We start from the raw sequence: 14774 nt of genomic DNA, 5'->3' as shown, positions 1-14774 counted from the left end.
CGCCAGCGGCAGCGTTTCGGGCGGCGTCTCGGGCACGACTGGCGGCGCCTCGGGCAATGCGACGGGCGGTGCCACGGTCACCACGCCGACAACCCCTGGCACGGATACGACCACCACGAATTCCACAAGTTCCGTGAATTCGCCGAATTCGACGAACCAGCCCGCCGGTATGCAGGATCGCTGCAAGGATACGGGCGCTAACGATACCGACAACAACACGGCCAGCGGCAATACGACCTCGAACATGCAGAACTGCAACAAGTAGCACCGGATCGCCGACAAAAAAAACCCCCGCCGGTGGAAGCCGTCGGGGCTCTTTCGTTGAGGCCTTGAAGGTGGGACTTCGCTGCCTGCCGATCCAGGGGGTGTTGGATCGGCCGCGACCCTAGCCGAAGAATCGGCGTGGCTATAATCACGGCTGCGCACTACCAATCACGCCTGCGCGAGAAGGAGGTGATAGCCGGCTGTCGATCTCTCTTTGAGGGAATTGGCTACCTCAGCAGCTTCGCCAATCGCGGCACGCCCTCGCCCACCGCGCGGTCGTCGGCCAGCGTGAAGGACATGCGCAGCGTGTTGCGGCCGGTGCCGTCGGCATAAAAGGCGTTGCCCGGCACGAAGGCGACGCGCGCCTCCTTTACCGAACGCGCCAGCAACGCGGTGGCGTCAGTGCCTTCGGGCAGCGTCAGCCAGACGAACATGCCGCCTTCCGGCCGGCTCCAGGAAATGCCGTCCGGCATGTTTTCCTCGAGCGCGCCGAGCAACGCGTCGCGGCGACGGCGATAGGCACCGATCAGCTTCTCCACCTGGGCGTCGAAGATGGTCTCGGCAACGCGATGCATGACCATCTGGTTGATCGAGGGGCTGTGCAGATCGGAGGCCTGTTTCATCAGCACCAGCTTTTCCACCACATGGCGCGGCGCGCAGACCCAGCCGACGCGCATGCCTGGGGACAGGATCTTGGAGAAGGAGCCGCAATAGAGCGTGCGGGCATTGTCGACGCCGCCCGAGCGGGCACAATCCAGCGCCAGAATCGGCGGCACCGCCTCGCCATCATAGCGCAGTGCCCGATAGGCGGCGTCCTCGATGACGGCGATGTCGAGCTCGCCGGCGAGGTCGAGCACCGCCTCGCGCCGCTTGCTATCCAGCGTGTTGCCGGTCGGGTTGGCGAAATCCGGCACCAGATAGGCGAATTTCACTTTGCCGCCGTTAGCCGCGGCGGCCGCGCCATAGGCATCCGGCGTCATGTTGCCGCCGGCAATGTTCAGCCGGTCGTAACGCGGCTCGTAGGCGTTGAAGGCCTGCAGCGCGCCGAGATAGGTCGGCCAGGTGACCAGCGCGGTGTCGCCGGGCGACAGAAACAGCTTGCCGAGATAATCGAGTGCCTGCTGCGAGCCGGAGGTGATGAAGATGTTGCCCTCGTCGCATCGGATGCCGAGTCTGCCCATATAGCCGGCCAGCCATTTGCGCAGCGGCAGGAAACCTTCGCTGACCTGGTATTGCAGCGCGGCCCCCGCTTCCGCGCCGCCGAGCACGGCCTGATAGGCGTCGCCGATGGCCTCGGCCGGAAACAGCGAGGCATCGGGAATACCGCCGGCGAACGAGATGATGTCGGGCTGATCGAGCAGCTTCAGGAGCTCGCGGATTTCGGAGGCCTTCATGCGCGAGGAGCGCGAGGCCAGAAGGTTCAACAGGGTCAAAGCGCACCTCCCGCAGTGCTTCGTTCAGGGGCTTAGCATTTAGGTCAGCTTCGTTGACCTATTATCAGGCCACGTCCGTCGCGTGAATACACAAAACGGCCATGGCGCATCGCTCTGACGACATTTGGCCCACATATCCTGACGGAGATATCTGACACGACGGCGGTCCGCTCATCGCGGGATTGTCGTAATATTAGAATAGGCGCATATTGTCTGAAGCCGAAGCCGTGCTCCGGCTGAACCGCCTGTTGGCCATGGTGCCCGGGCGGTCCGTGACCAGGTCAAATGTCAGTGAAACAACAAGCACCTCGGCTGCTCAAACCATTGAGCAGCCTGAGGCAATGATATTTGGAGGAGATAGCCATGAAGGTCACCATACTGGCAAGTTACGAACCCCATGCCGCCAAAGGGCTGATGCAGGGATCGAACCGCGAAGCTGCAATCCAGGCGCTCTTTGAAAGCGTCGGCGGCAGGATGAGCAGCGTCATGTTCACGCGCGGCATTTACGACGTCGTCGTCAATGGCGAGGTGCCGGATCAGGTCGCCGGGATGGGCATGGCCCTTGCCGTGCGCGCGAGCGGCTCGTTGAGCGAGCTGGTCGTCCTCGAAGAACTCGACATGAAGGCGGTGCTCGCTGCCGCCAACAAGGCTGCCGGCGCCTACAAGCCTGCCGGCTGACGGCCTGGCCAGGCAGCGCGGACGGCGTGTTGGTCGTCCCGTGCTGCCGGCATCACGTCACCGCAGGCCGAGCTTTGCTGACGCATGCCCATATCCCAAAACCGTTCCGCACTCTTGGGCAACATGCACTAGAACGGCAATCGAATCTCGTCGTCCCATCCGATGTCCTTGCGGATCTCCGGCGGCAGTTCGTTCAGCTCCCGCGTCGTCCTGCGGCGCCTGCTCGCCTGCGCGAACGCGGCGCGGATTCGGTTAAGGCTCTTAAACATCGCAACCTCCACAAAGCAGCGGCAGAATTGGCGGCCGCCCTCCGGGCGCCGCTTTTGAGGTGCGTCTGTAACCAAGCGATTGCGCGCAGACGGTGAAATGCTTCACGAAGCCGGAGCGGCCTGAAACATTTGTGTGCGAATTAAATTGGGTTTCGACGCCGCGGCACTAGAGGCGAGCGCCAACAGACGGCGCTGCCGGCTATGACGGGCGCACAATTGCTGACTGCCTTGCTCGCCAAAATAGGCGTCAGGCGTTAGTCCGTACTACCGGAAGGAAGTTGCTGCGCGGTCTGCGCCGAGAGCCGGCCTTTGCGGACGAGCGTCGGCTTCGAATACTCTTTCTTCATGGCGAAATCTCCCCTGCCTCGCCGGAAAATGCGGTACGACCATCGGACTGTCAAGCAGATGGCAGGCCGGTGGATGGCAGGCCGGTGAGGCCGGCCCGATCGACCATCTTCCCCTCCCGTGCCACTTCCCTGCCCGCGCGATACACGGTCCGCTCCTTCGGCACCCCCACCACCGCTTCCGGCACATGCTCGGCCCTGAGCGCGACGAAATCGGCCCTGGCGCCGACGGCGATGCCATAGCCTTCGAGCCCTAGCGCCCTGGCGCCGGCATGGCTCACCACGTCGTACGCGGCTTCCAGCTCGCGATCCTCGTAGAAGCCGGAGCGGTAGCCGATCATGTTGGCGCGGTTCAGGATGTCGCCATCGCCGTAGGGCCACCAGGAATCGCGGATGTTGTCGGAGCCGGCAAAGACCGTGACGCCCGCCTTGCGCAATGCCGCCACCGGCGGGAAAGGATGGTTGCCGGGCGCGTTGGTCATGATGGCGACGCCGGAGGCGGCGAGCAGCTCGCCGGCTTCGGCCAGCGCGTCGGCGGAAATGTCGCCCAGCGCATAGGCGTGGCTGACGGCGACTTTGCCTTGCATGCCCAGTGCCGTGGTCCGCGCGGCGATCTCCTCGATCTCGAACAGGCCGAGGGTGCCGCCGTCATGCAGGTGGATATCGATTCCGGCGCCGTGTTTTTCGGCAAGGCCGAAGACGACGTCGAGATGGCCCTTCACATCGCGGTCAAAGCTTGCCGGGTCGAGCCCGCCGATCAGATCACAGCCGAGCTTCAAAGCCTCGTCCAGAAGCTCGGCGGTGCCGGGCGACGACTGGATGCCGCTTTGCGGGAAGGCGACGAGCTGGATGTCGATCAGCTCGCGATATTTTTCGCGCACGGCAAGGATCGTCTCGACATGTTTCAGCCCGACCGCGGCGTCGACCATGACATGGCTGCGCATCGCGAGGCTGCCATTGCCAACGCAAAGCTCGAGCTGGTTTTTCGCGCGCTCGTCCATCGGCGCGGCCTGCTCGAGGTTCCGCATCTGGAAGGCGACCCGCTCGCGCACGTCGAAGCCGTTGGTGCAGGGAATGTGCGGGCGCCAGACATCGCCATAGAAGGAGGTGTCGAGATGGATGTGGCCCTCGATGAAGGCCGGCAGCACGAGCTGGCCGGCGAGGTCGACGGCGCCTGGCGGCGCGCCGGCGGCATTGGCGGCGGGCGTAATGGCGCTGAAGCGGCCGTCGGCGACGGTGAGGTCGGCCAGGGAGCCGTCGGCGAGTTTTGCGTTGAGAAAGCGGGGCAAGTGCAATCCATCAGCAATGATGCATCAGTCGTCGTCCCTCGGCCGCCAGAGGTCAATGCGGATCGGGATAGAAAGTGTTTCGCCCAAGTTCTCTGTCACCCGCGGTTGGCAGATCGCGCGCCCGGCCGGCTGCGCCGCCGTTAACCTTAATTCCAAGCGGCGGTGGGGAAGTCCCTGTCGCCTGCCTATTCCGCTATCGCGGAAGTTTCGACACGAGAAAAACATGCCATAGTCCAGGCTGCGGTACGAGGCCGCCTTGGTCGACGCGGACGCCCAAGCACATCCCCAACAATGTCGCCCCCAACGGCCGCGTCGACCTTGTACTGAACGGCGATCTGACCCGGGTCGCCGTTTTGCTTTTGGCCATCAGGCCTGGGACTTGGCGTATTCCGCGACCAGCCCGTCATATTCCTCGAAGGCCGGCAAGGCCGCGTAGCTGTGCAGGGCGGGCGTCTCGGCCCAGGGCAGCTTCTCGCTGGTCCAGGTCTCGACGAAAGGCGTGAACCAGGCGGGGTCGTCCAGCATTGTCGGGCGCAGGTTGACGAACCAGTCGAGCCCCTCCGGCCGGGTGAACATCCAGCTCATGCAGTAGCCGCAGAAATAGTGTTTCGAAGCGCCGTGCAGGCCGCCGATCACCGGTTCGCCCTTGGTGATCTCGAACCCATCCGCGGGAATAGCGGCGCTCAGCGAATAAGCGCTCGACGACATCTTCTGGCAGCCGGTGCAATGGCAGGCCATGGTGAGCAGCGGCTTGGCGGAGATCCTGAGGCGCACGCGGCCGCAGCGGCAGCCACCTTCGGCAGGCAGGGAGGGGATTGGCATGAGCGCTCCTTGGGTTGTTTTCCCTTCTCATCCGTCGCTTCGGCGACGCGTTCTTCCCACAAGGAAGAAGGAGGAGCCAAGCCCTCAGCCCCCAATCAGCGCCGCGGTCGTCGTCAGCCGCGCGCCCTGCTCGGCGAAGGCTTTGTTGTGCCGGATGATGATGTCGGGCGCTTTCTCCTCCTCGGAATCGAGCGTCGAATGCGCATCCGAAACCACGGTGACGCCGAGGCCCTGGGCAAGAGCGCCTTTCACCGTGGCGGCAACGCAAAAATCGCTCTGGGCGCCGATGAGCACCACGTCGCGAACGCCCTGCCCCGCGACCCACTGCCCGAGATCGGCGTTGGAGAAGGCATTGCCGACGCTCTTGCCGAAGGTCGGTTCGCCGGCCGCCTGGCCGAGCTGCGGCCATACCGGCCAGCCGGAAGCGCCAGGTGCCAGCGGATCCCCCGCCGGCCCGTCATGACGCACGAAGGCCACCTTGCGGCCGGTTTTGCGCGCCCAATCGATCAATTTTCGCGCGCGCTCGGCAATGACGTCTGCATCATGGATCGGCGGATCGAAACGGCCGTCGAACATGCCGGTCTGCAGGTCGATGACGATCAGCGGAGCGGCGGCCGAGGGAGCGGTGTCTGGCATGGGCGCGAAGATAGCGGAGGTGGGGGGTGGGTCAAGGACGGGGACGAGCGTGGTCCCCCTGTTGTCGGGGAGATCTGCGATTTCGCCGCCTCAACCTATCCCGCCCGTGACCACATACGCGCCGGCGCTCCGCCCATCCGCCAGCCTCACGATCGCCGTGACGATCGAGCCGTAAGCGCTGCGCCAGACGCTGTGGAAGCCCTGATGCGTCGCAGCCGGCACGACGGCCCGGCCGGTGTGGCGGTTGCCGCTTCCCCGCATGGTGACCGGTTCGCCGTTGACGTGGACCTTGAGCATGGCTGCATCCTGCCCGGCCTTGCCCGCGTCGATCTCCAGCGCGATCGCGATCTCGTCAGTGTCGTCGCCGGCGTGGATTGTCTCGGCGGTGAGGGCCAGCATAAGCGGCGCTTCGCTGAGGCGGCCCAATGTGCCCCCGCTCCGTTCAAACACATCATCGGCCAGCGGCGGCGTGCGTGGCGGGCGGGTACGGCGCTTGGTGGCGCGCTCGTAGCCGCCGGCAAGCCGCAGCAGCGCCACGTCGTCATAGGCCTTGCCGGCGAAGGTGAGGCCGACCGGCATGCCGATATCGGCCATGGTGCCCATCGGCACCGTCACCGTCGGGATGCCGAGATGGCGCCAGACCAGATTGCCGTTGGCGACCCAGGTGCCGTTGCGCCAGGCAAGATCGGCGGAGGCCTCGTTGACATCCGCATCGGCCGGGCCGACATCGGCGACGGCCGGCAACACCACGGCGTCGAGGCGATTGGCGTCGAGCCAGTTCTCGAAGTCGATGCGGCGCGTCTCTTCCAGCCCCTTGAGCCCGTCCTCGATGGTGGGGATGGCCTCGAGCGGGCTCACCCCGTTCTTCGCCCGCTCGACATAGTCCGCCAGGTCGAAGCCGTCGTCGCCATAGCGGTCGGGCAGCGTGCCCGGTGGCCGTGGAAAGATTTTGGGGCCATCGACCGAGGCAAGATCGGGAATCGCCGGATCAGCATTGGCGCGCAGGAAATCGTCCCACGACCAGATCGACAGGTCCCAGATCTCGCGGTTTGCAAATTCCTCCGGCACCAGGCCGCGATCAACCATGGAGCGCGCGCCCGGACGGTCGCGCTCATAGTTCGATACGACGGGGAAATCGACCTCGACCACCTCGGCGCCGAGCGCCTGCAGGTCATGCGCAGCCTGCCGCCAGAGCTCCAGCACCGAGGCGCGCGTCTCGATCGGCCGGTCGGCGCCGAGATCCTTGCCGATATACATTTTCGGCACGCCGAGCCGCTTGCCCTCGAGCGCGCCTTGCAGGGGAAGCCCGGTATAGCTCGCCGGCCTCAGCGCTGATGCCTTCGGGATCGAAACCCAGGGCTGCACACGCCAGAAGTCGCCGCGCGTTTCCTCGTCGTCGGCGACGATGACGTCGAGCAGCTCCAGCATGTCCGGCACGCTGCGCGTATGCGGCACCACCACATCCATGGTCGGCACCAGCGGCCAGTTGCCGCGCACCGAGATCACGCCACGCGACGGCGTGTAGGCGACCAGCGCGTTGTTGGAGGCGGGCGCGCGGCCGGACGACCAGGTTTCTTCGCCGAGCCCGAAGGCGGCGAAGGACGCGGTCGTCGCCGTGCCCGAGCCGTTCGACGAGCCGGAGGCGAAGGCGGCGGTGAGATAATCCTTGTTGTAGGGGCTCTCGGCGCGGCCATAGATGCCGCGCTGCATGCCGCCATTGGCCATTGGCGGCATGTTGGTGAGGCCGATGAGCACCGCGCCCGCGGCGCGCAGCCGGGAGATCGTGAAGGCGTCCTCGCTGGCGATCAGATGCTCGAAGGCCGGCGAGCCGGCCGCGACCGTCAGGCCTTTCACCTTGTAGCTGTCCTTGGCGGTGTAGGGGATGCCGTCGAGCGGCCCAAGCGTTTTGCCCGCGCGGCGTCGGCGGTCGGAAGCTGCCGCCTCCTCGAACACCTTTGGATTGAGGATGGGCACGGCGTTCAGCGCTATGCCGTGGCGGTCGTAATGGGCGATGCGCCGCAGGTACGCGCCGGTGAGCTCGACGCTCGTAATTGTGCCGTCTTCAAGCGCGCGGCGCAGGTCGGCGATCGAGGCTTCGACTATATTCATGGCTTGGCGAACCTCTTGTCAGCAATCACGCGTCCGGCGAAGACGTAGTCGCGAAGGCCGCGTTCCTCCGCGCCCCCCTGCTGCCCTGCCGGGCATCTCCCCGCAAGGGGGAGATTGATGTCGCCCAGACAGTCACCAACCACCAGCATGCCGCAAGGCACCCACTTCTCACAGCGTCTTACTGTCGAACTGGCCGCTTTCCTTCATGAGCTCGATATAGGTCTTGGCCAGGGCATTGCCGTGTTCGGCTGCCTTGAGGAACCACTTGGTTGCTTCCGGGTAGTTCGGCTTGCCTTCAATCCCCCGCAAGTAGAGCGTACCAAGGCTGAACTCGGCATCGACATTGCCAGCCTGGGCTGCTTCAAGCCACCAGGTCTCGGCGGCCTTGTCGTCCCTTGCGACGCCTACGCCATTTGCATATGCATAAGCCAGGTTGAGCTTCGAATTTAGCTTTCCCTGCCGTGCGGCCTTGAGCCACCACGCAATTGCATTAGCCTTACTCTCCGAGACACCGGTACCCGTGGAATAGGCGTTCCCGACTGCCTCCTCGGCCTCTGCGTTGCCCTGCTCAGCAGCCTTGCTCAACCAGGCGAGTGCCTGGCCGTCGTCCCGTTTGACGTCCTGTCCCAATCCATACATCGTGCCGATATTGTACTGCGCGACGGCATGCCCGTTGACCGCGGCTTTCATCCACCATTGGAAGGCCAATCCGCCATCCCGAGCAAATCCGCGGCCTTCATGGTACAGAATGCCTAGCTGATATTGGGCATCGGCATTACCCCCGTCGGCTGCCATCTGCGTCCATTTGGCGGCCAGCCGGTCATTGTTCTCGATACCTTCGCCGAGCAAATAGGCCCGGCCAAGATTGTAGCCGGCTTCGGCATTTCCTGCCTCGGCGCCCTTGCGCCACCAAACCGCGGCTTGAGCGTGGTCCTGCGGAACACCCGCGCCAGCGGCATACATCCCGCCGAGCGCGGATTGCGCCAGAGGGGTGCCTTGATCCGCTGCCTTGTTCATCCAGTAGAATGCCTGGGCGTCGTCCCTGGCAATGCCACTTCCCGTGCGATAGGCGTTTGCGAGACTGTACTGTGCCACCGCAACCCCACTGGCCGCGGCCTTGGTCCACCATTTGACCGCCAACCGGTCGTCCCGGGCAACGCCGACGCCTTGGTGGTACAGAATGCCGAGTTGCCCTTGAGCGTCCGCGTTGCCTGCGTCCGCGGCTTTGAGCCACCAGGCTGCACCATCCCGGCTGTTTTGGGCCACGCCCCTGCCCTTCAAGTACGCATTCCCCAGCGACAACTGTGCTTCGGCGTTGCCTTGCTCCGAAGCTTTCCGCCACCAGGCAACGGCTTGAACATCATCCTGCCGTACGCCCATTCCAAGCCAGTACATCGAACCCAGGCTTGATTGTGCTAAGGCGTCCCCCCGGTTGGCCGCCCTGCTCGTCCAAAGGAATGCCTGGGCATCATCCTTGCCGACGCCCTTTCCAGTAGCATACGCGGTGCCGACACTGTATTGCGCCTGCATGACGCCATCGGCAGCGGCCTTCATCCACCATTGAAATGCAAGGCTGTCGTTCTGTGTCAGGCCCTCACCCAGATGGTAGAGAACGCCGAGCATCCATTGGCCGTCCGCGTTCCCCTGATCTGCAGCCTTGCGAGCCCATGTGGCGGCGAGTTGGCTGTCTTTCTCTACGCCTAAGCCGAACTTGTACGCCCTGCTGAGGACATAAGCGGCTTCTGAATGCCCTTTGTCGGCCGCCCTGCGAGTCCAGATCGCTCCTGTTTTGTCGTCTATCTTGACGCCCAGACCGCTATAATAAGCCTGACCGAGGCTGTATGCCGCCTCGACGCTTCCTGCATCGACCGCTTTGCGCCACCAATAGACCGCCTGTTCAGCACTTTTGACCACCCCCTGACCTTGCAAATAAAGGACGCCGAGCTGGTATTCGCCATTAGCATTGCCCTTGTCCGCCGCCTTCCTCGCCAAACTGGCCGCAAGCTGATCGTCCTTCGCGACACCACGTCCAAGAGAATAAGCTTTGGCTAAGCGACGCTTCAGCCTCCGCAATTCCGCCGTCAGCTGACTTGCGCCACCAGTAGACCGCCTGCTCGTCGTTCTGTGCGGTTCCGTCACCACGCCAGTACATTGCGCCGAGATAGCCCTGAGCATCCCGGTTGCCCATGCTCGCCAGCACCGACAGCTGACGAAATTCTTCCTCATAATCCTTAGCTAGGTGCGCCGCCTGTACTTTCCTTATTGCCGACCATTGCACATAGTAATTTCTCAACGGTCCAAGCAGCACATAAGCGGCCAGCAATGCCAGGATTATGAAAAGGATTCTTCCGTGGCGCCGCACAGGCGCACTGATGACAGTTGTATTCGCGTCCAGAGACCCGTCGTTATTGCTCATAGTACCCGCCCCACTTGCAACCACCAGTAATTAGTAGCGCAAGCAGAGCCGTTCTGGAATATCCGTGGTTGCGAATATCTCGATCACTCAGGCGCGCCGGCGAACAGCACCGTGCCCTCCCCTCCTGCCGCCGGCCAGTCGCGGATGGTGCGGTCGATGCCGCCGGTCAAAAGCGTGCCGTCGGCGGCGAAGGCGACCGAGTAGATCGGCCCGGTGCCGGGGTCGAACTCGGCGATCTCGGCGCCCGTATCGATATTCCAGATCCGCGCCGTGCCGTCGAGCGAGGCGGAGCCGAGCCGTTTGCCGTCGGCCGATAAGGCGAGCGCATAGACGGTGCCGGAGTGGCCGTCGAAGCGGCGGACCTCCTTGAAGGTGTCGAGATCCCAGAGTTTTATCGTGTAGTCGCCGCTGCCGGTCACCGCATGGTGGCCGTCGGCCAGGAAGAGCGCGCCATAGGCGCCGCGATCGTGGCCGTGCCAGCTGCGCAGCCGCTTGCCCGCAAGGATGTCCCAGAGCTTCAGTTCGCCGTCGATGCTGCCGGTGAGCGCCCTGGCGCCATCTGGCGAGATGGCGATGGAACTCACCGACCAATCATGGCCCGGCAGGACATGCAGCACCGTGCCTTTCTGCAAATCCCAGACGACGACGGAACCGGTGTCGTGGCCGCTGACGGCGAGCTTGCCGTCGGGGCGGATCTTCAGTTGCCGGACGCCGCCGTTCGCTCCGGACGAGAAGACGTGCAGCACTGTGCCATCGGAAAGCTCGCGCAGCACGATCTCGCCGTCGTCGCCGGCGGTGAGCGCGCTTCTGCCGTCGGGCATGAAGAGCGCGCTGCGCGCCATGTCCTTGTGGACGCCGAGGTCGCGGATCAGCCGCTTGCCGTCGATATCCCAGAGCTTGATCATGCGATCGGTGCTGGCGCTCATGATCTGGTGGCCGTCGGCCGACACCGCCAGCCAGACGACGGCATCGCGGTGGCCTTCCGGCGCGGTCGGCTGGGCTGGGGGCGGTGGCCGAGGCGGCGCCAGCGTCTGCGGCGGCGTGGCCGGCGCCAGCGCGGTCTGCTGGGCCGGCGTTGTTGCAGGCTGCGCCGGTGCGGCGGGCTGCGGCGGAGCGACCGCCGGCTCGGACGGTGCGGCCGTGGGCGCCGGCGCGACAGGCGCGGAGGCCGGCTCGGTCCCAGGCTCCGCCGGAGCGACGGCGACTTCCCTGGCCGGCGCGGCCGCATCGCCCCCTGTTTCCCGCCACCGGCCGAACTGGTCGGCGAGGATGACGACAAGGGCAATGAGGGGCACAGCAAGCGCGATGCGGCGCAGCCGCGGGCGCCCGGCCGGCACGATCTCGGCGTCGCGGCCGAACAGAGGCGCCGAAGGCTCATGCCTTGGCGCGCCCGGCAGCAGGCCGGAAAGGAACGAAAGCCCGGCGAGAATCGAAAGCATGCCCGCCGCGCCGAAGATCCCGGCGCTCGTCGTGGCCGGGGGCTTGCCCCCCAGCGCCAGATAAAGCTTGGCGAAGCAGGCGAAGCCGACGACGAGCATCGCCAGCGCCAACAGCCTGTCGGTCGATCTTTTCATCGGCATCCCCCAGGCGCCTTCACTCCAACTGGCGGAGGGCGCATCGGCCATTCTAGCCGAGCTTTTCGCCGGGGCTAAGTGCAAGACATCACACGAAGAAAGGTAAACGTGCTTTGGCGCGGCGTGACTTCTTCAATCCCGCCGCCGGCCGAATTTCGGCTTTACTCAGCCGGCCGGCCAATATCCCGATGCTCAGAACCGAAGCGTGATGTCTTTCGCTCCATAAACAAGCGGCCCGTGAGCAGAAAGCCACACTCCCCAAGAATAACAAGCTCGACTACCCGCGCTGGTTGACAGCAAACGCTCTTATGACATTATCCGCCCGGGATTTTCAGGAGAGCCACAGCATGAAGAAGATTTACGAGAAGCCTGTGTTGGTCCGCAAAGGCAAGCTTTCGATGGTCGTCGCGGGTTCGACACCGGTCCCGGGTTGATTCGGGAAGAGCCCGATCAGCTTCATTGATGTTTGAGGCCAGCGGTCATCCTGGCTTGTTGCGTGACAAGGCGGCTGATTAACGTCTTGTCAATTCGAATGGTTAACGGGGGTTCAATCATGAAGAAGACTTACGAGAAGCCTGTGTTGGTCCGCAAAGGCAAGCTTTCGACAATTGTCGCCGGCGGTCCTTCTACTGTTATCAATGGCGGCGGCCCGCCGAGCTGATCTGCCGGACAATCTGCTGTTGATGCCTGCCGATCCTGGCTCCTTCTTGCGATCCAGGAAATTCGGGGAACCGGCCATGAAGAAAGCATATGAGAGACCAGGCCTGGTCAAAAAGGGCAGGCTTTCGGCAATCACTGCCAACGGCGCCTCTTCGTTCACGTTCTAAGCATTACAGCGCGTTGCACCGAAATTCAGGCAACGCGCTCTAATTCTTCGTTTGATGCAGGTCTTTCTGCCGAAGCTGCGGCATCCTTTGGGCGACATAGTTCGTCTTTGCTTGACACATATCTCGCCCATAAGCCGTCGCCCTTTGGCCGACAGGGATCAGAGCGCCAGCACCAGATCGTCCAGCACCATCTGCCAGTGATGCTTGGTCGACAGACGCACGCGTGTCACCGCCTTCAGCATCGGCGCGTATTGAACCGGTGCCAGCGCCGATAGCGCGACCTCGTCGCGCGCGATCAACTCGTCCCCCAGCCAGCTTTCGACGCACGCGCTCTCCCCTTCCGAGCGCAGCCATGCGGCGCTCAGCATCACCGAATGGAAGCCGAAAGGCGCCGCACGGCCGAACTCTGCCGGATGGCCGCTGCTGGTATAGGCAATATAGGCGCCCGAGACGTTGCCGTTGACGTAGCCTTCGCTGTTCCTGGTGTGGTCACGCGACATGGCGTTGAGATTGTGCCAGTCGAGCCCGGCGTACCCGGAAGGGATCTTGCTCAGGCCGCGCGTGGTGAGGTCGTCGAAGCCGATGGTGCTGAGCGCCGCATCGGGCTGAAGCGCCCCGGGCGCTAGCAAGCCGAGATCGACCGGATAGGCCGACAGCGCGAGGCGCCGGTCGAGCCCGCCGCCGGCGATCGCGACCTGATCGGCTCCGCCGGCGAGCGGGAAGCCGAAGGTGGTGGCCGCGCAGAGCGGGTAGCTTTCGAGTAGCTGGCCCTTGCCCATCACGGATAGGGTTGCCGTGGCCGCGGCCGGCGTCCTGCCGCTCACTATGCGCGCAGGGCTAAGGCCGACGGGCCTTGGCAGACCCTCCCCAGCCAAACCGACAAGCGAGCCGGGCGCATCCGTCACGCGCACAGACTGGTTCTCGTTGGCGCCGCTGGCGCGCCAGCCGGGCGGCACGGAGACCGAAAAGCGAAACGTTCCAGGCGAGCGGATCACGGCGCTGCGCCGCGTCGACGACATCGGGAAATTGGCAAAACCGGCAGCGTTGCTTCGCGCCGCGACGATGAAGCGGCCGGACTGGTCGAACAGCCGCACCACGATGCCGGCCATCGGGCGGTCGGCCTGACCATAGGTTCCGTCGCCGTCGACATCCATGAAGACGAAGGATGAAAAGTTCAGCTTGCCGGATGTCTGCCCCCAGGCGGTGCGGGGCGCATAGTCGCCGGCCGGATTGGGATTGCCGCGCGCCCTGCGGCGCTTGCGCCGCCAGCGCAAAGCGAGCGCGATGAGGGCAATGGCGCCGGCGATGACAAGGACGGAGATGAAGAGGACGAGGGCGTTGTCAGCCACGGCGGGGAAGCGTTGGCTGGAGAAAAATACTCAAGCTGAAAAGCATAAGGTCCGCACCCCCTCGTAGTCCTGCAAAAGCTAGCGTGGGCCGTCGTTGCTGCACAGCCATTATTTGCGAGAGACTGGCATCAAACGTAGAGACGCCGGCGGACAGCGCCGCCTTTCCTTTTTTCCGTGGAGAAGGTCAGGTCGCCAGCTCCACCCACACCGGCGCGTGGTCGCTGGCGTTTTCCTCGCCCCGCACCTCCCGATCGATGCCCGCTCCTTTCAGCTTCCGCGCCAGCTTCTTCGACAACAGAATGTGGTCGAGCCGTAGGCCGGCGTCGCGCGGCCAGCGGTTCCGGCGGTAGTCCCAGAACGTGTAGAGCTTCTCCTCCTTCGGGAAGACTTTCCGCAGCGCATCCGTCCAGCCCTGATCGATCAGCGCCGCAAAGGCGGCGCGGCTTTCAGGCTGCACCAGTGCGTTGTCGTCATAGGAGCGGGTGGCGTAGATGTCGAGCGGCTCGGGCACAATGTTGAAGTCGCCGGCAAGCACGACCGGCAGGCCGGTGTCGAACAATTCGCTCGCATGCGCCGCGAAGCGCTGGTGCCAGGCGAGCTTGTAGGTGAACTTAGGCCCCGGCTGCGGATTGCCGTTCGGCGCGTAGAGGCAGGCAATCACGATGCCGTTGACCGCCGCCTCGATGTAGCGCGCCTGGCGGTCGGCATCGTCGCCGGGCAGCGCGTCGCGTGTCAGCACCGGCTCGGCGCCGCGAGCCAGGATC

Annotated in this window: 14 protein-coding genes; 2 read left to right on the top strand and 12 right to left on the bottom strand. The window is 64.4% G+C overall.

Annotated elements, in window-relative coordinates; all coding sequences use genetic code 11:
- Positions 1–246 (bottom strand): hypothetical protein (locus tag EOA32_RS21360; protein ID WP_145971329.1); only part of this gene is annotated, 246 nt, incomplete at its 3' end.
- A 245-nt stretch (positions 247–491) separates the two neighbouring features.
- Entirely contained in the window at positions 492–1658 is a 1167-nt protein-coding gene (locus EOA32_RS21355) for a PLP-dependent aminotransferase family protein (RefSeq protein WP_189407295.1), read from the bottom strand.
- A gap of 402 nt (positions 1659–2060) precedes the next feature.
- Here EOA32_RS21355 and EOA32_RS21350 point away from each other — a divergent pair, with 402 nt between their 5' ends.
- Positions 2061–2375 (top strand): GYD domain-containing protein, encoded by a 315-nt coding sequence (locus tag EOA32_RS21350; RefSeq protein WP_066998476.1) that lies wholly within the window; start codon positions 2061–2063, stop codon positions 2373–2375.
- Between the two features lie 128 nt (positions 2376–2503).
- Here EOA32_RS21350 and EOA32_RS21345 read toward each other — a convergent pair whose 3' ends face one another.
- From EOA32_RS21345 to EOA32_RS21310, 8 genes are all read right to left on the bottom strand, one after another.
- Positions 2504–2644 carry a DUF1127 domain-containing protein gene (locus tag EOA32_RS21345; RefSeq protein WP_095829502.1) on the bottom strand — a complete coding sequence of 47 codons (141 nt, stop codon included), beginning with the start codon at positions 2642–2644 and terminating at the stop codon, positions 2504–2506.
- 397 nt (positions 2645–3041) lie between these two features.
- Positions 3042–4277 (bottom strand): amidohydrolase family protein, encoded by a 1236-nt coding sequence (locus tag EOA32_RS21335; RefSeq protein WP_245499348.1) that lies wholly within the window; start codon positions 4275–4277, stop codon positions 3042–3044.
- Positions 4278–4643: 366 nt separating this feature from the next.
- Entirely contained in the window at positions 4644–5099 is a 456-nt protein-coding gene (locus EOA32_RS21330) for a GFA family protein (protein ID WP_095784258.1), read from the bottom strand.
- Between the two features lie 84 nt (positions 5100–5183).
- Positions 5184–5735 carry an isochorismatase family protein gene (locus EOA32_RS21325; protein ID WP_066998484.1) on the bottom strand — a complete coding sequence of 184 codons (552 nt, stop codon included), beginning with the start codon at positions 5733–5735 and terminating at the stop codon, positions 5184–5186.
- Positions 5736–5825: 90 nt separating this feature from the next.
- A complete protein-coding gene (locus EOA32_RS21320) occupies positions 5826–7844 on the bottom strand; it encodes an amidase (protein WP_128372812.1) in 2019 nt (672 codons plus the stop codon).
- Between the two features lie 168 nt (positions 7845–8012).
- The gene (locus tag EOA32_RS21315; RefSeq protein ID WP_245499347.1) at positions 8013–9836 is read right to left on the bottom strand and encodes a tetratricopeptide repeat protein; all 1824 of its coding nucleotides are present in this window, start codon (positions 9834–9836) and stop codon (positions 8013–8015) included.
- Positions 9802–10260: a sel1 repeat family protein gene (locus EOA32_RS38740; RefSeq protein WP_189407291.1), complete on the bottom strand. Its 459-nt coding sequence runs from the start codon at positions 10258–10260 to the stop codon at positions 9802–9804. Before EOA32_RS38740 ends, EOA32_RS21315 begins: the two co-directional genes overlap by 35 nt.
- An 83-nt stretch (positions 10261–10343) precedes the next feature.
- Entirely contained in the window at positions 10344–11834 is a 1491-nt protein-coding gene (locus EOA32_RS21310; RefSeq protein ID WP_128372810.1) for a WD40 repeat domain-containing protein, read from the bottom strand.
- 553 nt (positions 11835–12387) lie between these two features.
- Between EOA32_RS21310 and EOA32_RS21300 the strand changes: the two genes are divergently transcribed.
- Positions 12388–12495, top strand: coding sequence for a putative RiPP precursor (locus EOA32_RS21300; RefSeq protein ID WP_128372809.1), 108 nt, complete (start codon positions 12388–12390; stop codon positions 12493–12495).
- A 324-nt stretch (positions 12496–12819) separates the two neighbouring features.
- Here EOA32_RS21300 and EOA32_RS21290 read toward each other — a convergent pair whose 3' ends face one another.
- Together EOA32_RS21290 and EOA32_RS21285 are read right to left on the bottom strand one after the other, a co-directional pair.
- Positions 12820–14010, bottom strand: a complete 1191-nt coding sequence (locus EOA32_RS21290; RefSeq protein WP_128372807.1) for a hypothetical protein — start codon at positions 14008–14010, stop codon at positions 12820–12822.
- A 184-nt stretch (positions 14011–14194) separates the two neighbouring features.
- On the bottom strand, positions 14195–14774 hold a 580-nt coding region (locus EOA32_RS21285; RefSeq protein ID WP_128372806.1), incomplete at its 5' end, for an exodeoxyribonuclease III.

The sequence above is a fragment of the Mesorhizobium sp. M1A.F.Ca.ET.072.01.1.1 genome (genome assembly GCF_004023325.1).
Taxonomy (GTDB): Bacteria; Pseudomonadota; Alphaproteobacteria; order Rhizobiales; family Rhizobiaceae; genus Mesorhizobium.
This window is presented reverse-complemented; position numbering and strand designations above follow the sequence as displayed.